This is a genomic window from Streptomyces sp. TSRI0107 (genome assembly GCF_001905845.1).
Taxonomy (GTDB): domain Bacteria; phylum Actinomycetota; class Actinomycetes; order Streptomycetales; family Streptomycetaceae; genus Streptomyces.
In genome coordinates, this window is the sequence record NZ_LIVZ01000002.1 from 96,952 (window position 1) to 115,185 (window position 18,234).

At 73.3% G+C, this 18,234-nt stretch carries 14 protein-coding genes; 8 read left to right on the plus strand and 6 right to left on the minus strand.

Annotation, left to right across the window (positions count from 1 at the left end; translation table 11 throughout):
• Positions 1-47: 47 nt before the first annotated feature.
• Positions 48-1,337, minus strand: coding sequence for a protein phosphatase 2C domain-containing protein (locus tag AMK31_RS42275; RefSeq protein WP_079186734.1), 1,290 nt, complete (start codon positions 1,335-1,337; stop codon positions 48-50).
• Between the two features lie 1,049 nt (positions 1,338-2,386).
• On the opposite strand from AMK31_RS42275, the gene AMK31_RS04655 reads away from it, so the two are divergent.
• The 3 genes from AMK31_RS04655 (at position 2,387) to AMK31_RS04665 (ending at position 4,596) form a co-directional block, all read left to right on the plus strand.
• Positions 2,387-3,373 (plus strand): TrmB family transcriptional regulator, encoded by a 987-nt coding sequence (locus AMK31_RS04655; protein WP_073939539.1) that lies wholly within the window; start codon positions 2,387-2,389, stop codon positions 3,371-3,373.
• Between the two features lie 79 nt (positions 3,374-3,452).
• Positions 3,453-3,935, plus strand: a complete 483-nt coding sequence (locus AMK31_RS04660; RefSeq protein ID WP_073939077.1) for a DUF456 domain-containing protein — start codon at positions 3,453-3,455, stop codon at positions 3,933-3,935.
• Between the two features lie 283 nt (positions 3,936-4,218).
• On the plus strand, positions 4,219-4,596 hold the full coding sequence (locus AMK31_RS04665; protein WP_073939078.1) for a PPOX class F420-dependent oxidoreductase: 378 nt from the start codon (positions 4,219-4,221) through the stop codon (positions 4,594-4,596).
• Here the strand turns inward: AMK31_RS04665 and AMK31_RS04670 are convergent.
• From AMK31_RS04670 to AMK31_RS04690, 5 genes are all read right to left on the minus strand, one after another.
• Positions 4,593-5,108, minus strand: a complete 516-nt coding sequence (locus AMK31_RS04670; protein ID WP_073939079.1) for a methylated-DNA--[protein]-cysteine S-methyltransferase — start codon at positions 5,106-5,108, stop codon at positions 4,593-4,595. The two genes, AMK31_RS04665 and AMK31_RS04670, sit on opposite strands and share 4 nt — an antisense overlap.
• 62 nt (positions 5,109-5,170) lie before the next feature.
• Entirely contained in the window at positions 5,171-6,541 is a 1,371-nt protein-coding gene (locus AMK31_RS04675) for a bifunctional transcriptional activator/DNA repair enzyme AdaA (RefSeq protein WP_107468521.1), read from the minus strand.
• Positions 6,542-6,677: 136 nt separating this feature from the next.
• The gene (gene rsgA / locus AMK31_RS04680; protein ID WP_073939081.1) at positions 6,678-7,772 is read right to left on the minus strand and encodes a ribosome small subunit-dependent GTPase A; all 1,095 of its coding nucleotides are present in this window, start codon (positions 7,770-7,772) and stop codon (positions 6,678-6,680) included.
• Positions 7,773-8,228: 456 nt separating this feature from the next.
• Positions 8,229-9,788 carry a cellulose-binding domain-containing protein gene (locus AMK31_RS04685; RefSeq protein ID WP_073939082.1) on the minus strand — a complete coding sequence of 520 codons (1,560 nt, stop codon included), beginning with the start codon at positions 9,786-9,788 and terminating at the stop codon, positions 8,229-8,231.
• Positions 9,789-9,974: 186 nt separating this feature from the next.
• A complete protein-coding gene (locus tag AMK31_RS04690) occupies positions 9,975-11,300 on the minus strand; it encodes a radical SAM protein (protein WP_073939083.1) in 1,326 nt (441 codons plus the stop codon).
• A 134-nt stretch (positions 11,301-11,434) separates the two neighbouring features.
• Here AMK31_RS04690 and AMK31_RS04695 point away from each other — a divergent pair, with 134 nt between their 5' ends.
• The 5 genes from AMK31_RS04695 (at position 11,435) to AMK31_RS04715 (ending at position 18,219) form a co-directional block, all read left to right on the plus strand.
• The gene (locus AMK31_RS04695) at positions 11,435-11,962 is read left to right on the plus strand and encodes a TetR/AcrR family transcriptional regulator (RefSeq protein WP_073939084.1); all 528 of its coding nucleotides are present in this window, start codon (positions 11,435-11,437) and stop codon (positions 11,960-11,962) included.
• A 229-nt stretch (positions 11,963-12,191) separates the two neighbouring features.
• Positions 12,192-13,451 (plus strand): FAD-binding protein, encoded by a 1,260-nt coding sequence (locus tag AMK31_RS04700; protein ID WP_073939085.1) that lies wholly within the window; start codon positions 12,192-12,194, stop codon positions 13,449-13,451.
• Positions 13,452-13,633: 182 nt separating this feature from the next.
• On the plus strand, positions 13,634-14,899 hold the full coding sequence (locus AMK31_RS04705; RefSeq protein WP_073939086.1) for an ROK family transcriptional regulator: 1,266 nt from the start codon (positions 13,634-13,636) through the stop codon (positions 14,897-14,899).
• A gap of 18 nt (positions 14,900-14,917) precedes the next feature.
• A complete protein-coding gene (locus tag AMK31_RS04710) occupies positions 14,918-16,750 on the plus strand; it encodes a glycoside hydrolase (protein WP_073939087.1) in 1,833 nt (610 codons plus the stop codon).
• 203 nt (positions 16,751-16,953) lie between these two features.
• Complete coding sequence (locus AMK31_RS04715; RefSeq protein WP_073939088.1) at positions 16,954-18,219, plus strand: ABC transporter substrate-binding protein; 1,266 nt, start codon at positions 16,954-16,956, stop codon at positions 18,217-18,219.
• Positions 18,220-18,234 lie beyond the last annotated feature (15 nt).

Genomic DNA, 18,234 nt, shown 5'->3' on the forward strand with positions numbered 1-18,234 from the left:
GTCCCGCTCCTCGGGTCCGTCCCTCCATCAATCCACAGCGGGCGCGGTTACGCCTCCCAAACGGCCGACGCCGTACGGTCGTCGGCGTAGCCCTTCACCCGGACCTGGGTGTCGGCGAGGAACGCGGCGAGGCCCGGAGGCTGCGGGCGGGACCACCGTTCGGTGAGATGCGCGGGGAGTCCGGGTTCGCCGCGCAGGGGCTCGGCGAGGCCGGCGGTGCACATCAGGAGGACATCACCCGGTCGGGCTACGGAGGCGCGGAACCGGAACGGTTCGCGGGGTGGCTCGGGCCGCGGGTCGTACGGGCTCGGGGGTGTGGGGATGCCGAGGTCCATGGTGAGCCGGTCGCCCTCGGGGGTCTCGGCCGGCGGCGAGCCGAAACCGACGACGGGCTCACCGGTGACCTCGGTGACCGGCGGTTCGATGTCGTGCCAGGCGCCGTCGCGCAGCCGGAAGAGCCCGCCCGCGCCGACACCGAAGAACACGCGGACGCGGCAGGCGGGATCGGCGGGCAGCAGCAGGCAGCGCAGGGTCGCCGCGTACTCCTCGGGGCGCAGCCCCTGCTCGACGGCAGCGCCGCGCAGTCTGCCGAGACTGCGGTCGGTCAGCCGGTGCAGGCCCGACTTCAGGTCGCCGCGGCGGCCGGCGCGGATGTCCTCGCCGAGCCGCGCGTGACTGCGGCCGACGGCCCGGCCGATCCACCGGCACAGCTCGGCGGCGGCGTGGTGGGCGCGGGGGGTCGCCCGCGCGCCGGTGGCCATCGCCACCAGCACCAGCGACTGCTCCCCGGCGCCGAAGCGGGCGGTGAGCAGCGCGTCGCGGCGCGGTTCACCCCGGTAGCGCGCGGAGTCGCCCCGCATCGAGACCGCGCGCAACGTGCAGGTTCCCTGCCGGGCGCCGTCCAGCACGGTGTCGGGGACGAGCTCGTCGAGGCCGTCGGGATCGACGGCGGGGAGCGCGGTGGGCTCGGGATCGTAGGTCGGAGGCCCGGACCCGACGTAGCCGGGCCCCGTGACACGCACGGCCGCCTCGACGCCCGTTCCCGCGCCCACCCGGCCGACGGATGGCGGGGCCGACGTGGGAGGCGGGGGCACGGGTGGCGTGGGGGCGGGGGCGGTGTGCCGCCCGGTGGTCGAGACGGTGGGGCCCTGGGGCGCCGGGACGGCGGGGGTTGGGGGCCTTGGGGTGGGGGGTGGGGAGACGGCTTCGGGTGACTTGCCGTCGGTCGGGGGGCTGGCGGGCTCCGGCGGCCTCGGGCCGGGCGGCGGGAACGCGACCCCGGACGCCTTGCCGTCAGACGAGGGGCCGGCGGGCTCCGGCGGCCTCGGGCCGGGCACCGCCCCGGCCGACTCGGGCGGCCTGCCGCCGGGCGGCGCGGCAGCGGACTCCGGCGGCCCCGCACTGAGCGGCTGCGGCGCGGACCCGGTTGGCCTCGCACCGGGCCGGGGGTCGGCGGGCTCCGGTGGCGTCGGGGCGAACGGTGGTGCGTCAGCGGGCTCCGGCGGCCTTCCGCCAGGTGGGGGGACCGTGGGCGCCGGTGGGTCCGGTGGGCGGGGTGGGGCCTGGCGTGGGTCGCCGGGCGGGCGCGGTGGCGGCTCCGAGCCGTGTCCGCCGTGTCCGCCGTGTCCGCCGAGGGCGTCACCGGACGGTGCCGGAGGCCAACCGTCCCCCGCAGGGACATCGCCGGGCGGCGTCGGACTCCAGCCGTCCCCCGCAGGGGCGTTACGGGGCGGCGTCGGGGACCAGCCACCCCCGGCAGGGGCGCCACCGGGCGGTGCCGGAGACCAGCCGTCCCCCACAGGGGCGTCACCGGGCGGCGTCGAAGTCCAGCCATCCCCCGCAGCGGCGTCACCGGGCGTCCTCGGGGCCCACGCCCGGCTCCCAGGCCCGCTGTCGTGGCGCGGAGCGGGAACGCGCGGTGGCGGTGGGGGCGGTGGGTCCGCGGAGAGGGCTCCGGATGCGGAGGCGAAGCGGTCGTCCAGGGAGTCGGGCGTGCGTGTGGGGCCCGTGTCCTCGGTGGAGTCGTCGTACAGCTGCCCCCACCAGTCGTCGGAGTGACCGGTGGGCCTTCCCCCCTGCTGGCTCATGCCCCTAATTGTCCACCGCGCGGGCCGTGGGAAAACGGGGCATCAGGAAAATCCCGTACGCCGTGACATGTCGAACAGTGGTGCGGGCAAAGGCTGCTGGTGGTCGCCGGACGGCTCCACCCCCCACGGGAGAGCCGCCCGGCGACGGCGTGAGACCCGGCCCCGTCGGCGCCGGTGACCCCACCTTGGCAGAGCGCGAGAGGCTACGGCGATGATGTTCGGCGGCGGGTTTGCGCCGTGGCCGTTTCCCGCCACGCGTGGACACCGCGGGACGTGTCGTCGGGGAGGGGCGGAGCCTGGTGCTGGCAGCGATAGGGCTGGACGAGACGCACGAGTCGGCGTACCGCGCGCTGGTCGCGGTCGGCGCCGCCGACGTACCCGATCTGGCCCGGCGCCTGGGTCTTGGCGAGCAGGACACCGAGCGGGCGCTGCGCCGCCTGGAGCGGCACGGGCTCGCCGCCCAGTCCTCGGCCCGCCCCGGCCGCTGGGTGGCCGCCCCGCCGGGCGTGGCGCTCGGCGCGCTGCTCGCCCAGCAGCGGCACGAGCTGGAGAAGGCGGAGCTGGCGGCGGCGCTGCTCGCCGAGGAGTACCGGGCGGCGGCGTCGGAGCCGGCCGTGCACGACCTGGTCGAGGTGGTGATCGGCGCGGCCGCCGTCACCCAGCGGTTCCTGCAGTTGCAGCTCGCGGCGAGCGAGGAGGTGTGCGCGCTGGTCACCGGCACCCCGGTGGCCGTGACCGGCATGGAGAACGACGCCGAGGAGCAGGCGGCGGCCCGCGGCGTGCGCTACCGGGTGGTGGTGGAGCGGGCCGTGCTGGACCAGCCGCACGGCATCACGGAGCTGACCGCCGCCCTCGGCCGTGACGAGCAGGTGCGGGTGGTGGACAAGGTGCCGACGAAGCTGGTCGTCACCGACGGCTCGCTGGCGCTGGTGCCGCTCACCCACCCCACCGCCGAGCCGGCCGCGCTGGTCGTGCACGCGAGCGGGCTGCTGGAGCTGCTGTCAGGCCTGTTCGAGGCGGTGTGGCGGGACGCGCTGCCGTTGCGGCTCGGCGCGTCCGGTGTGCGGGAGGAGGGCCCGGACGGCCCCGACGGCACGGACCTGGAGGTGCTGTCGCTGCTGCTGGCCGGGCTGACCGACGCGAGCGTCGCCAAGCAGCTGGACCTGGGCCTGCGGACGGTGCAGCGCCGGGTGAAGCGGCTGATGGAGCTGACCGGGGTGACGACCCGGCTCCAGCTGGGCTGGCACGCGTACGAGCGGGGCTGGGTGGCGCGCGAACGCCCGTGACCCGGCGCCCGCTGTACGGCTCCCGCTGTACCGCTCCCGTGGGACTGCGCGCCGGGGCGGGCTCCTGCACTCTTGGCTCATGGGAGTGTGGGAGCTCCTGCTGGTCGGCCTGGTGATGCTGCTCGGCCTGTGCGGAGTGCTGGTGCCGGGTGCGCCCGGTTCGTGGCTGGTGTGGGCCGCGGTGATGTGGTGGGCGCTGAAGGATCCCCGGCCGGTCACGTGGGGGGTGCTGGTGGGGGCGACGGTCGTGCTGTTCCTCGCCCAGGTGGTGCGCTGGGTGCTGCCGCCCCGGCGGCTGCGGGCGGGCGGTGCCACTCCCCGGATGGCGGTGTACGCGGGGCTCGGCGCGCTGCTCGGCTTCTTCCTGCTGCCGGTGCTGGGGGCGATCCCCGGTTTCATGGGCGGCATCTACCTCGCCGAACGCCTGCGTCTGGGCCGGTCCGGGGAGGCCCGGGCGGCGCTGCGGGCCACGATGCGGTCGGGCGGGACGAGTGTGCTGGTGGAGCTGTTCGCCTGCTTGCTGATCATGGGGGCGTGGCTGGGCGCGGTGTTCTGGGGCTGAGCCCCCTCGTCTCTGCGGCTGGTCCCTCCGGCTGGTCCCTCCGGCCTAGGCCCTGTCGTTTGGATCAGGCCGGCTGTGAGGAACGGTACGTCTTGGCCGAGTCGAGCGGGGTCTGGTGCGTGCAGCTGCAAGGCGGAGGAGGGAGTCGACGCGGAGCGTCGGGGACCGACGACAACGCGGCAGATGGGCGTGCCAGGCCCCGCGACGCCGGGGTGATCCAAACAACAGGGCCTAGGGCGGGAAACCGATGTGCCGTGGGCGGCAGCGTGCTTGGCTGGGCGGCATGACCGAGTTCAGTGAGGCGGAGCGGGCGTATCTGAAGGAGCAGCGGCTGGGGCGGCTGGCCACCGTGGACCCCCGGGGGCAGCCGCAGGCGAACCCCGTCGGCTTCTTCCCCCAGGACGACGGCACGATCCTGATCGGCGGGTACGCCATGGGCCGTACGAAGAAGTGGCGCAACCTGGGGCAGAACCCCCGGCTGTCCCTGGTCGTCGACGACATCGTGAGCGTCCAGCCGTGGCAGGTGCGCGGCATCGAGATCCGCGGCGAGGCCGAACTGCTCACCGGCCCCCACGACCTGGGCCCGCACTTCAGCGAGGAACTGATCCGCATCCACCCGCGCTGGATCCACAGCTGGGGCCTGGACGGAGACGCCCCCTAGGCCAGGTCCTGGACCGGCACTCCCTCCAGGGTGAGCAGCCGGATCTTGCGGTCGAGGCCGCCCGCGTAGCCGGTGAGCGAGCCGTCGGCGCCGATCACGCGGTGGCAGGGGCGGACGATCAGCAGGGGGTTGGCGCCGATGGCGCCGCCGACGGCCCGTACGGCCGCGCGGGACGCGCCGATCCGCGCGGCGATCTCGCCGTACGTCGTGGTCGCCCCGTAGGGGATGGTGTCGAGGGCGGCCCAGACCCGCTCGCGGAAGGCGGTGCCGTGGGTCCGCAGAGGAAGGTGGAACTCCTTGAGCTCGCCGGCGAGGTAGGCGGTGAGCTGCGCGGCGGCCTCGCGGAACGGGCCGGGGTCCTGCCGCCAGCCCTCCAGGACCGTACGCCCGCCCTTCTGGCCGGGCACGGAGAGGGACGTCAGGGCGCCGTCCGGGTCGGCGGTGAGGAGGAGGGTGCCGAGGGGGCTGTCGAGGTGCGTCCAGTACGTCGCCGCGCTCGGCACAGCAGGCACAGCAGGCTCAGCAGGCCCAGTCGGTGCGGTCGGTTCAGTCGTTCCGGTGTGCACGGTTTCTCCTACTCCCCTGCTGCTCGCAGGTGTCGTACGGCATACGAGCGCCAGGGGCGCCAGGTGTCGGGGACGTCCGCGCCGGGCGGGGCGACGTCGGGGTCGCCCAGGGCGCGGGTGCGGATGACGGCGACGGTGGCCGCGTCGAGGCCGGGCAGCGCGAGCAGCGCGGCCTGCGCGTCGTCGCGGTCGGCGCCGGGATCGAGGCGTACGGCGCCGTCGGCGAGGGCGGCGGTGAGCGCGCCGAGCGGGCCGTGGGGCTCGGCCTCCGCGAGGACGGCCGGTTCGGGGAAGAGGTGGGTGAGGGTGCCGCACGGCGCGTCGAGCGCCTTGCCGTACCGCCGTACCAGGTCCTCGGCGGCGATGCGCCCCACCAGCGCCCGTACCGCCAGCTCCTCCGGGTCGGCGGCGCCCGGTGACCGCAGTCCCGGCCGGGCCGCGACCAGCGGGGCGAGGCGCGGGTCGGCGCCCAGCCGCTCGTCGACGGCGAACGGGTCGGCGTCGAGGTCGAACAGCCGTCGCAGCCGCTGCACGGCGGTGGTCAGATCGCGGGGGTCGGTCAGGTGCAGCCGGGCGTCGAGCCAGCCGCCGGTGGCCGAGCGCGGCGCGCCGGGGCGTTCGTCGACGGCGACGATGCCGGTGCCGTACGGCAGCCGCAGGGTGCGCCGGTAGGTGCGGCGGCCGGGCGGACCGCCGATCTCCTCGACGCCGGGCACGGCCTCCCGCTCCAGCAGGTCGAACACGTGCCCGGCCTGGTAGGGGCCTCGGTGGGCGAGCCGCAGCGGGATGCCGGCGCTGGTGCGGTTCGCCGTGCGGCGGCCCTTGGGGGCCGCGGCCCGCAGTTCGGTCGGGGTCGACGCGTACACGGCCCGCATCGTGTCGTTGAACTGCCGCACGCTGGCGAACCCCGACGCGAAGGCGATCTCGGTGACCGGCAGGCCGGTGGTCTGCAGCAGGACGCGCGCGGTGTGCGCCCGCTGCGCCCGGGCGAGCGCGACCGGTCCGGCGCCCAGCTCGGCGGTGAGCTGCCGCTGGACCTGCCGCGCGCTGTAGCCGAGCCGCGCGGCGAGTCCCGCCACGCCCTCCCGGTCGACGACGCCGTCGCCGATCAGGCGCATGGCCCGGCCGACGACGTCCGCGCGGACGTTCCAGTCGGCCGAGCCGGGCACGGCGTCCGGACGGCACCGCCGGCAGGCCCGGAAACCGGAGCCCTGCGCGGCGGCGGCCGTCGCGAAGAACCGTACGTTGCGCCGTTTCGGCGTCACCGCCGGGCAGCTCGGCCGGCAGTAGATGCCGGTGGTCTCGACGGCGAAGAAGAACGCCCCGTCGAACCGGGCGTCCCGGCTGCGTACGGCCTCGTACCTGCTGTCTTCGTCCATCACACCGTCCAGTGTCCGCCGCGGCGGCACGGACCGCTGGCGGAAATCGGACACCGAGCCCGGTGCGGGAGTCGGCGCCGACCGATGGGTGCCTACCGCCACCCGATGGTGGTCCTACCGCCACCCGATGATGGTCCTACCGCCACCCCTTCCGCTTGGCCTCCATCGCCGCCCGGCCCTCCGCGTGCTTGCGCTTCCAGTCCTTGCGGATCTCCGACCTGACGCGGGCGTCGGTCTTGGCCACGATCCACTGGTTCTCGCGCTTGAGCTTGCGGTAGCTGTCGAGCCGACGGGCGGGCAGTTCGCCGGTGTCGACGGCGTCGAGCACCGCGCAGCCGGGCTCGGCCTCGTGGGCGCAGTCGTGGAACCGGCACCGCTCGGCCAGCTCCTCGATCTCGGAGAACACCTGTCCGACGCCGGTCTCGGCGTCGTAGAGGCCAACGCCCCGCAGGCCGGGGGTGTCGATCAGCACTCCGCCGCCCGGCAGGGCGAGCAGGTTGCGGGTGGTGGTGGTGTGCCGGCCCTTGCCGTCCACGTCCCGGGCGGCCTGCACCGTCATGACGTCCTCGCCCTTGAGGGCGTTGGCGAGCGTGGACTTGCCCGCGCCGGACTGCCCGAGCAGCACGGACGTGCCGGTGCCGAGGACGGCGGTGAGCACGTCCAGCCCCTCCCCGTCGAGCGCGCTGACGGTGAGCACGGGGACGCCGGGCGCGGAGGTCTCCACGTCCTGGACGAGGTGCGACAGCGTCACCGGGTCGGGGACGAGGTCGGCCTTGGTGAGGACGACGACGGGTTGCGCCCCGGATTCCCAGGCGAGTGCCAGGAAGCGTTCGACGCGGCCGAGGTCGAGTTCGACGGCGAGGGAGACGGCGACGATGGCGTGGTCGACGTTGGCGGCGAGGATCTGCCCCTCGGACCGCTTGGAGGAGGTGGACCGCACGAACGCGGTCCGGCGCGGCAGGTACGCGCGGACGTAGCGCGGGTTGCCGCCCTCGGGGTCGACGGCGACCCAGTCGCCGGTGCACACGACCCGCATCGGGTCGTGCGGGGTGACGAAGGCGGTGTCGGCGCGGATCACGCCGTCCGCGGTGACCACGTCGCACTGCCCGCGGTCGACCCGGACGACCCGTCCGGGCAGCAGCCCTTCGGAGTCGTACAGGGTGAACTGCTCCGCCCAGGCGTCGTCCCAGCCGTAGGGGGCGAGGGCGGAGGAAACCGAAGTGGAAGTCAAGGGAAGGGCCCTTCACAAGGGCGGTCCCGGCATGGAGGGATGAAGGTGTGTGAGGTCAGCCGGTGACCGCGGAGGTGGACTTGATGAACTCCTGGATGCGGGCAGCGCCCATCGCAACGACAGCCATCGGTCGACACCTCCTCGTCACACACTCGTATCCGGCGGCGGTGGCGGGTCGGCCACCGCGGAACGGTCGTAACTCTAGCCCGGCCCCGTGGTGCGCCGTCAACGCGTTTTCCACTAGGGGGTGTCTCGCCGATCAGGCCGGATCAGGGAGCGGCGTCTGGCGCCGTGCATCGCAAGGCGGAGGAGGGAGCCGATGCGATGGGGGTCCCCCCTGCTCGAGCGGAGCCGAGAGCTTGGGGGAATCGGGGACCGACGACAACGCGGCGAGGCGCGGTGCCAGGTGCCGCGAGCCCGGCATGATCGGCGAGACACCCCCTAGGGCTTTCCCGCTCAGGAGGTGCCGCAGGGGCGGCCGTTGAGGGTGAAGTCGTACGCCGGTGCGTTGCGGCCCTGCCAGGAGGCGAGGAAGCCGAAGGTGAGGGTGCCGTCGGCGGGGACCGTCCGGTTGTAGTGGGCGGCGCGGGCGGTGACGCGGGAGCCGTCCTGGGTGTGGGTCGCGTCCCACATCTGGTTCACCCGCTGGCCGTCGGGGAAGGTCCAGCCGACGCGCCAGTCGTCGAGGGCGCGGTCGGTGTGGACGGTGACGGTGGCCTGGAAGCCGTCGGGCCACTGGCCGGCGAGGGAGTAGCGGACATGGCAGGACGGGGACGTGGTCTCGCCGGGGGGTGGAGCGGGGGCGGTGGAGGCGGCGGTCCCCTGGGGCTCGGGGTCCGGGTCGGGGTCGGGGCGGTGGGGCCGGTCGGCGGCGTCGGCGCCTTCGGTGCCTCGGGTGCCTTCGGGCGCGTCGGTGGCGTCGGTGGACCGCGGCCCGGACCGGCGGGTCGGGCCGGCGGAGCCCGAGTCGGCCGACGGGGTCGTGAGACGCCGGGAGGGCTCGGGGCCCGGCCGGGACGGGTGCGGGTCGGCGACCGGCTGGCGGTCGGCCGAGTCGGCGGGAGCGGCGGCGTGGTCGCCGGTGCCGTCGAAGGGGACCAGGGTGACGGCGAGCGCCAGCACGGAGACGAGGACGGCGGCGACGAGCAGCCCGTTGCGCAGGACGCGTGCCTTGTGCGCCCCGGTCTCCTCCGGGTCCCGCTCGAAGTCGTCGGGGCGGCCGGGGCCGAGCCGGGCCTCGGCGGCGCGGCGGCGGCGTTCCAGATAGGCGAGGCCGCCCCAGCCGATCACCCCGCCGGCGAGGGCGGCGGGCAGTCCGCCGCCGTGCGTGCGCAGGCATGCGGCGGCCTCGGAGCAGTGGACGCAGTGGGCGAGGTGCCGGGTCAGGTCCTCGGGGCTCTCGGTGGCCGGGTTGCGGGTGACCGCGTCGAGGAGACGGGCGTAGCCGCGGCAGGTCGGGTCGAGCGGCGCGTCGCGGTGGCCGCGCAGGCAGCGGTCCCGGAACAGGGCGCGGACCTCGGCGAGTTCGGCGGTCGCTCCGGCCGGGTCCAGGCCGAGCCGCCGGGCGGCGACGGGCAGCGGCAGGGCCTCCACCTCGGTCAGCCAGAGCAGCGCGGCGTCCGGTTCCTGCATGTCGCGCAGCCCGCGCAGGGCGAGCGGACGGCGCTGCGGGGGCCCGGTGTGGCGGGCGGCCTTGTCGGAGTTGAGCCACAGCCGCAGATCGGGGTCGAGGTGGTGCCCCTCCCCCGCGGCCTCCCAGTCGGCCGCCGTGTCGCGTACGGCGGTCAGCAGCAGCGGGATGCGCGGCAGCCGGGCGGGACGGCGGCCGGGGCCCCGGGGTACGGCGGACTCGGCGCCGCGGACTTCGCGCATGCCCCGGGCGAACGCCTCCCGGGCGAGCCGGCCGGCCGCCGCGGAGCCGGAGGTGCACAGGTCGGCGTAGGAGAGCACCGTGTCCCAGCACTCGGTGAACAGCGCCTCCTCGGTGGCGTCCCGGGGGGTCGGCAGGTCGGGCATGGGTCTCCTGCGTGCGCGGGCACGTGCGAGGTCAACTCACCCACGGTCAACTCACCGCGGTCAACTCGTCACAGTCGACTCGGCGCGGTCAACTCGTCACAGAAGAGCGGGGAGTTGCGGGGAACCTCGAGGGCGGGCACGACCCTTTCACGGTTCGCCCACAACTGACAAGCGCTGTCCCGGGGTTCACTTTCCGGCAGCGGCCGTCTCCTGCGCGGGGAGGCTGTCCATGAAGGAGCTGACGGAGAAGACGGCGTTGCCGGGGCCGGGCGGGCCGTAGCCGGGCGGGGAGGTCAGGCCGAACTCGTCCATGGTGGCGCGGTACGCCTCCAGCAGCCGGATGTGGTACTCGAGCGGCGCGCCCTGCGGGTTGGCCTTGCCGAGCGGGGTGGTGGGCTCGGGGCACCAGGTGGTGAAGCGCGGCGTGATGCCGTGGGACATGAAGAAGCGCAGGCCCTCGGTGGTGGAGGCGATGGCCTCGTCGACGGTGGTGAAGCCGAAGGGCTCGGCCATCTCCACGCCGGCCACGAAGTTGGGGATGACGTTGCGGGCGCCGAAGATCTCCGCCGAGTCGAGGATGCGCTTGTGCCACTCGTCGCGGCCGACGTAGCGCTCCTTGCCGGGGCAGTACATCTTGAACAGGTACTCGTCCCACACCTCGTAGTTGGGGTGGTAGATCTGCACGCCGTAGTCCTTGAAGCGCTGCACGTCGGCCTTGGGCAGCGCCTGGGCGACGACCTTGCCGATCCAGCGGCCGGGGAAGCGCTCCTCGATGGCCTTGGCGTAGTGGCCGTAGAAGTCGGCCTCGTCGCGGCCCGCGACGGTCTTGGTGATGGCGCCGCCGGTGAGGGTGTAGGCGGTGGACGCCTTCTGGGTGTCGTACCGGTCGATGATCTCCAGGGCCTCGAGGACCTCCTCGACGTCCTTGACTCCTGTATACGGTCGACCGGCGGCCTTGTGCTGTCGCCAGTTGTGGTTGATGTCGCAGTACTGGCACTCCTCCTTGGCGCCGAAGTACTGGCAGACGCGGAAGACGGTCAGGTAGATCAGGTAGCCCCACTGGATGGTGGGGGCCACCTCCATGACGGACTTCCCGTTGGAGAGGGTGTGCCGGTAGTACTCGGGCATCGGGGGCACGCCGACGTCGGCGATGCGCTTGCCGTCGATGTAGAGGCCGAGCATGCCCGAGTCGTCGGCGGCGACCCGGTACGGCGAGGCCGGGTTCACCCGGACCGAGACGACGGTGCGGCGCAGGTCGTAGGGGCCGCCGGTGAGGATGATCTCCTCGGGCGGGCGGCGCAGCGCGGCCTCGCCCAGCTCGGGCAGGGTGCCGTGGTCGAAGGAGAAGATGAAGTACGACTTCGGCTTGACCTCGCCGCCCTCGTTGTCGCTGAGCGCGGACGGGTCGAAGGCCACGCCGCCGCGCAGCAGGTCCTCCTTGAAGACCGCCTCCCGCGGCACATGCGGGAAGCGCTCCATCAGATCCTCGACGAGCGCGGTGCGGCTGCCCATCCCTGTCTCCTCCCTGCGGCGATTCCGTGGTGCGACGTTCGACTCCTCACGGTATGCCCCATGCCTTCTGAGGTGTGCAGCCGGGTCCACCGTGAGCCTTGACGTTTCTGACAGTTTTCGTCAGAGTCGTCAGCATGGGCAAGCGGGAAGAGATCGTGACGGCGGCCGTCGAGGTGTTCGGGCGGTACGGCTTCCGGCAGACGTCGATGGACCTGGTGGCGCAGGCCGCCGGGGTCTCCCGCCCCGCGCTGTACCAGTACTTCCGCAACAAGCAGGACGTGTTCGCGGCGGTCGCCGAGCAGGTGACCGGCCGGCTGATGGCGGCGGCGCACCGGGCCCGCGACGCCGAGGGGACGCTCGCGGACCGGGTGTACGGCGTGCTGGCGGTGCGGCTGGACGCCACGGCGGGGCTCGCCGAGCCCCGCTACCGGCAGGAGCTGGTGGAGCAGGCGCAGGCCATGGGCCTGAGCCCGGTGGACGAGAAGCTGGTCTACGTCCTCGCCCAGCTGCTCGCCGACACCGCCGAGCCGCTGGAGACGGCCTCCGCCATGCTCGCCGCCGCCTCCGGCATCGGCGGCTCGGGCGGCGGACCCGACACCGTCCACCGCCGGCTGCGCCGCCTGGTCGACCTGGTGGTGGCGGGGCTCGCTACGGAGCGCTGAGGCCCTGCCGGGGAGGGGGCGGGAGCAGAGGTCAGGAGCAGGAGGGGGCGGGAGCAGAGGTCAGGAGCAGGAGGGGGCGAGAGCAGGGGGTCAGGAGCAGGAGGCGGGACAGGAGCAGGACACGGAAGAGGGCGCCGGGAGCACAGCCAGGTAGAAGTAAGCGCTTCACACCCGCGGACCGCCGCGCCTTACACTGCCTCGGTCTCGATCCCCGGGGAGGACCCACCGCATGACCGCGACCGCACCCGTGACCAACTGGGCGGGCAACATCACGTACGCCGCCAAGGAACTGCACCGCCCGCGCTCCCTCGACGCGCTGCGCGCGCTCGTCGCGGGAAGCGGGCGGGTGCGGGTGCTGGGCAGCGGGCACTCGTTCAACGAGATCGCCGAACCGGGCCCCGACGGGGTCCTGCTGTCGCTCGCCGAGCTGCCGCCCGCGATCGACGTGGACACCTCGGCGCGGACGGTCCGGGTCGCGGGCGGCGTCCGGTACGCCGAACTGGCCCGTGTGGTGCACCGGCACGGGCTGGCGCTGCCGAACATGGCGTCGCTGCCGCACATCTCGGTGGCCGGTTCGGTGGCGACCGGGACGCACGGTTCGGGCATCGGCAACGGGCCGCTCTCCGTCGCCGTGCGCGAGGTGGAGCTGGTCACCGCCGACGGGGAGACCGTGCGGATCGGGCGGGGCGAGGAACGGTTCGGCGGCGCGGTGACCTCGCTGGGCGCGCTCGGCGTCGTCACCGCCCTCACCCTCGAACTGGAGCCCGCGTTCGAGGTGGAGCAGTACGTGTTCACCGAACTGCCGCTCGCGGGGCTGGATTCGGACGGCCTCGAGGCGGTGATGGGGGCGGCGTACAGCGTCAGCCTGTTCACCGACTGGGGCGCGCCCGGATTCCGGCAGGTGTGGGTGAAGCGGCGGGCGGATCAGCCGTACGCCGGGTTCGACCGGGCCGCGCCCGCGACCGAGGCGATGCATCCGGTACCGGGGATGCCGGCGGTGAACTGCACCGAGCAGTTCGGCGTGCCGGGGCCGTGGCACGAGCGGCTGCCGCACTTCCGGGCGGAGTTCACGCCGAGCAGCGGGGACGAGTTGCAGTCGGAGTATCTGCTGCCGCGGGGGTCGGCGGTCGACGCGCTGTATGCGATCGACAGGATCCGGGATACGGTCGCCCCCGTACTGCAGACCTGCGAGATCCGCACCGTCGCCGCCGACGACCAGTGGCTGAGCCCCGCGTACGGACGGGACTCGGTGGCCCTGCACTTCACCTGGATCGCGGACCCGGCGGCGGTCCTCCCGGCGGTGCTGCGCGTGGAACAGGCGCTGGACGGGTTCGGCGCGCGGCCGCACTGGGGCAAGGTCTTCGCGGTGCCGGCGGGTGTGGTGCGGGAGCGGTATCCGCGGCTCGGCGACTTCGCGGCGCTCGCCCGGGAGCTGGATCCCGAGGGGAAGTTCACCAACGCGTTCGTACGGAACGTGCTGGAGGGCTGACGGACCTGGCGCCGGGGCGCTGCGCCGACGGACGGACATGCCGTTTGACGCCGCGCCCCGCACAATCCGACCGACTTCTTACACCCCCTTTCCGAACCCCTTGTCGAAACTCTCCCGTTCGCCATAGCCTTGCGCCGCGCCGGTGCCGCCGTGCCCGGTTCCGCATGAGCGAAGGGAGTTCGATGAAGCGCGGCACATCTCGCGACATCCGCACCGCCAACCGCTACGAGGTGCTGCGCCAGATCATCGCCGAGTCGCCCACCTCCCGGCAGGAGCTGGCGGCCGCCACGGGGCTGAGTCTCGCCACGGTCGCCACCCTCGTCGGCGAGCTGCTCGACCTCGGGATGATCATCGAGGTCGGGTTCGAGGACTCGGCGGGCGGCCGCCCCCGGGGTCTGGTCGCCGTCAACGCGTCGGGGGGCGCGTTGATCGGCGTGGACATCGCGGAGACGTACGTCCATGTCGAGCTGTTCGACCTGGCGCTGAACGTGCTGGCGCGCGCCGAGGAGGACATGCGGCCCGGCGAGAGCCGTCCCGAGCAGGTGGTCGGCCATGTCGCCGCGGCCGTCGGCTCGGTGGTCGCGCAGGCCGGCGTCGAGGGTGCCCGGGTGCTGGGCGTCGGGGTGAGCGTGCCGGGGCAGGTGGACCGGGACACCGGCGTCGCCGAGTACGCGCCGAACTGGGACTGGCACGACGTGCCGCTGCTCGACCTGCTCACCGAGCACATCGCCTACCCGCTCCACCTGGACAATCCGCTGCGCGCCTGCGCGGTCGCCGAGCTGTGGTTCGGGGCGGCGCGCGGGCGCGGGGACGCCGTGGTGGTGAACCTCGGCACCGGCGTGGGCGCCGGTCTGGTGCTCGGCGGCGGGCTGCACCGGGGCGTCAGCAACAGCGCCGGCGAGTGGGGGCACACCACGCTCGTCCTGGACGGGCGGCTGTGCCACTGCGGCAACCACGGCTGTGTGGAGACGTACGTCGGCGCGCCCGGGATCATGCTGAACCTGCGGGAGCTGAGCCCCGGCAGCGCCCTGCTGCACCCCGAGGACCAGACCGCCACGGTGGACGCGCTGGCGCGCGGGGTCGCCGCGGGTGACCCGGTGGCCGTGAAGGTGGTGCGGGACACCGCCCGCTATCTCGGCGCCGGCATCGCCGACCTGGTCAATCTGCTCAACCCGGAGGTGGTGGTGCTCAGCAGCTGGGTCGCGGCCACGCTGGGCGAGCCGCTGCTCGCCGAGGTGCGCGAGGCCATGGCCCGCCACGCGCTGCGGCGGCCGCTCACCGCCACCGAGATCGTCCTCTCCCCGATCCCCACCGACCCGGTGTGCCTGGGCGCGGCGACGTTCGCGCTGGAGGGCGCGCTGCGGCCGGTCGGGCCGCAGAGGAAGAAGGCACAGCCCGTACGACGTACCACCACCCCTGCAAGGAGCCGTACCGCACCGCCTTCATGACGACGGAAGGGATGCACGTTGCGCACCAGCAGATCGATCCTCGGGACGGCCGCGGCCACACTGGCCGTCACCGGAGCCCTGATGTCCGCACCCCCCGCGACCGCCGCCGGACCGGCGCCCGCCGAGGTCTCCCCGCACGCCGCCCAGACCATCGACAACCTCGGCGCGTCCGGCGCCTGGTGGGTGAACGACCTGAAGAACTTCGACCCGAAGGTCCGGGCCCGGGTCGCGCGGCTGCTGTTCTCCGAGCAGGGCCTGGACCTGAGCGCCTACCGCTACAACATCGGCGGCGGCGGTACGGCGGTGACCACGCCGTCCCGGGCACCGGAGGACTTCCGTGCCGACGACGGCACGTACGACTGGTCGCGGGACGAGGGCGGCCGTACGTTCCTGAAGTACGCGGCGGAGTACGGCGTCGAGGACCTGATCGCGTTCGTCAACAGCGCGCCCGCCGAGTGGAAGTCCAACGGTCAGAGCTGCGGCGGCCACCTGAAGGCGGAGAACACCGAGGACTTCGCCGACTACGTCGCCGACGTCACCGACCACTTCGCCGCGCGGGGCGCCCGGTTCGACTACATCAGCCCGTTCAACGAGCCGACGAACAGCTTCGACTCGTGCGGCCAGGAGGGCATGCTCGTCCCGGTCGACCAGCGGGACGACATCGTGCGGGCGCTCGGCGCCGAGCAGCGCGCCCGGCACCAGCGGACCGGGATCATCGCGGACGAGTCCAGCAGCACCGTGCAGTTCAACACCGAACTGCCGCAGTGGATCGCCCAGCCGGGCACGGCGCGGTACGTGTCCAGGCTCGCCCACCACACGTACGACAACCCGGGCGACGACCAGCGGGCGCGGATCCACGAGACGTCGAAGGCGGTCGGCAAGCCGTCCTGGTCGACGGAGATCTGCTGCTTCGGCCAGGGCGGCACGGGCTGGGCGAAGGAGTACGACCCGACGATCGACGGCGGCCTGAACCTGTCCCGGATCATCCACAAGGACTTCGCCACCGCCCACGACTCGGCGTTCCACTGGTGGGTCGCGCTGTCCGAGATGATCGGCTCCGACCCGTACGCGAGGAACGACGACGGCTGGAACGACGGCCTGATCTACTACGACCCGGACTACGCGACGAACGGCAACCAGACGCTGTACTTCACCAAGCGCTACTACGCGCTCGGCCAGTACAGCAAGTTCGTCCGGCCGGGCGCCGTCGCGCACAACGTGACCGGCGCGCCGGACGGCGTCGAGGTGAGCGCGTACGACAGCAAGGGCAAGTGGGTGGTCGTGGTGAACAACCACAACACCACCGACACCCCGCTGGACCTGCACTTCAACAGTGACAGCCCGGTGCGGGCGGTGAAGGCGGTGCGTACGTCGGCGAGCGAGGACTGGGCGTCGGTGGCGAAGCCGTCGGTGGGCGCGGACGGCGCCGTCTCGGCGACACTCGCCGCGCGCTCCGTCACGACGTACGTCTTCGACCGGAAGGGCCGCGGCAGTACGGCGGTGACGGGGGCCTGGCAGGGCCGGCAGTCCGGCAAGTGCCTGACGGCGGACGCCTCGGGGGCCGCGATCGGCAGCTGCGCCGACGGGGCCGGGCAGCAGTGGTCGTACGACGCGAGGGGCGCCCTGAAGAACGCCGACGGGTATCTGACGGCGGGGAGTCCGGGGCTCGCGACCAGTGCCGAGTTCACCGGTGACGCGGCCCAGCGCTGGCTGCTGAACGGCAACGGGCAGATCGTGAGCGAGGCCACCGGCAAGTGCCTGGACGTCAGCGGGCAGGCGACCGCGGACGGCAGCCGGGTGATCCTGTACAGCTGCACGGGCGGGGCCAACCAGGCCTGGTTCCGGCACTAGTCCGACCGGTTCCGACGGCCGGCGGGCCACGTCCGTGGTGGCCCGCCGCTCCGTCACGTCCGGTATCACGAACGTTGCGCAACGCTTCGAACAGACTTCGTCCAACCCCTTGCCGAAGGCTTAGTCCAAGGTTAACGTCCCGCACCGCAAGCCCGTTTGAGCCATCTGAGCCGCAACCCCGCACTCGAGACAAGGACGTCAGCATGTCGGCATTCAGCAACAACACCTGGGACCGCCGGTCCGTACTGCGGGCCGCCATGGGACTGGCCGCCGTCGGCGGGCTGGCCGCGTGCGGAGGCAACAACGGCCGTGGCGGCGGGGCGGGTTCGGGGACGAGCCTGGTGCAGTACTTCCACGCCTACGGCGAGGCCGGCACCGAGCAGGCGGTCAAGCGGTACGCGAAGGCCTACAAGGACGCCGCGGTCAGCACGCAGTGGATCACCGGGTCGAACTTCGAGAGCAAGCTGTTCTCCGCGCTGCTCACCGAGAACGCGCCGGACGTCTTCGAGTTCCACCCGCAGATCCAGCTCGTCCGCAGCGGCCAGGTGGCGGATCTGACCGACATCGTCAGCCCGGTGAAGGACGACTTCAACCAGGCCGACATCGCCTCGCACACCATCGACGGGAAGATATGGGGCGTCCGCATGATCGACGACCCGCAGTTCTTCTACTACCGCAAGTCGATGCTGGCGGACGCGGGCGTCGAGCCGCCCACCACGCTGGACGAACTGGTCGAGGCCGCGGCCAAGCTGACCACCGACAACGTCAAGGGGCTCTTCCTCGGCAACACCATCGTCCCGGTGATGAACCCGCTGATCTGGTCGGCCGGCGCCGACACGCTCGACGAGAACAACCGGATCGCCTACCACACGGACGCGGTGGCCGCCGGGCTCGGCAAGCTGCGCGGCATGTTCGCCGACGGGCATCTGCTGCTGGACGCGCCCGCCGACTGGTGGGACCCGTCGGCGCTCACCCAGGGCCTGGTCGCGATGCAGTGGTGCGGTATGTGGGCGATGCCGGTGATCGAGAAGGCGCTCGGCGACGATGTCGGCATCATCCCGTTCCCGTCCTCGGCGGACGGCGCGAAGCCGGCCGTGGTCAACGGCGGCTGGTCGATGTTCGTCAACGCCAGGTCGAAGCACGTCGACGAGGCGAAGGGGTACGTGAAGTGGCTGTGGATCGACCAGAAGGAGTACCAGGAGGACTGGGCGCTGTCCTACGGCTTCCACATCCCGCCGCGCACCTCGCTCGCCGAGTCCGCCGACAAGCTGAAGTCGGGTCTGGCCGCGGAGGGCGTGAAGCTCTTCAACGAGTTCGGGCACTTCGACAACCCGGCCTGGACACAGGCCATGATCGTCGCCCTGGAGGGCGTCATCGCCGACTCCGTCCGCAAGGGCGGCAGCCCCGAGGCCGCGCTCGACAAGGCCGACAAGACCGTGGGCCGTGAGCTGAAGAAGCTCTTCGGATAGGCCGGCGGACGGACC

Excerpts from the sequence above, each read along its gene's own strand:
- AMK31_RS04660 (WP_073939077.1), top strand. The coding sequence starts at position 3,453 with ATGGGAGTGTGGGAGCTCCTGCTGGTCGGCCTGGTGATGCTGCTCGGC.
- AMK31_RS04665 (WP_073939078.1), top strand. The coding sequence starts at position 4,219 with ATGACCGAGTTCAGTGAGGCGGAGCGGGCGTATCTGAAGGAGCAGCGG.
- AMK31_RS04675 (WP_107468521.1), bottom strand. The coding sequence starts at position 6,541 with ATGGACGAAGACAGCAGGTACGAGGCCGTACGCAGCCGGGACGCCCGG.
- AMK31_RS04685 (WP_073939082.1), bottom strand. The coding sequence starts at position 9,788 with ATGCCCGACCTGCCGACCCCCCGGGACGCCACCGAGGAGGCGCTGTTC.
- AMK31_RS04690 (WP_073939083.1), bottom strand. The coding sequence starts at position 11,300 with ATGGGCAGCCGCACCGCGCTCGTCGAGGATCTGATGGAGCGCTTCCCG.
- AMK31_RS04695 (WP_073939084.1), top strand. The coding sequence starts at position 11,435 with ATGGGCAAGCGGGAAGAGATCGTGACGGCGGCCGTCGAGGTGTTCGGG.
- AMK31_RS04700 (WP_073939085.1), top strand. The coding sequence starts at position 12,192 with ATGACCGCGACCGCACCCGTGACCAACTGGGCGGGCAACATCACGTAC.
- AMK31_RS04705 (WP_073939086.1), top strand. The coding sequence starts at position 13,634 with ATGAAGCGCGGCACATCTCGCGACATCCGCACCGCCAACCGCTACGAG.
- AMK31_RS04715 (WP_073939088.1), top strand. The coding sequence starts at position 16,954 with ATGTCGGCATTCAGCAACAACACCTGGGACCGCCGGTCCGTACTGCGG.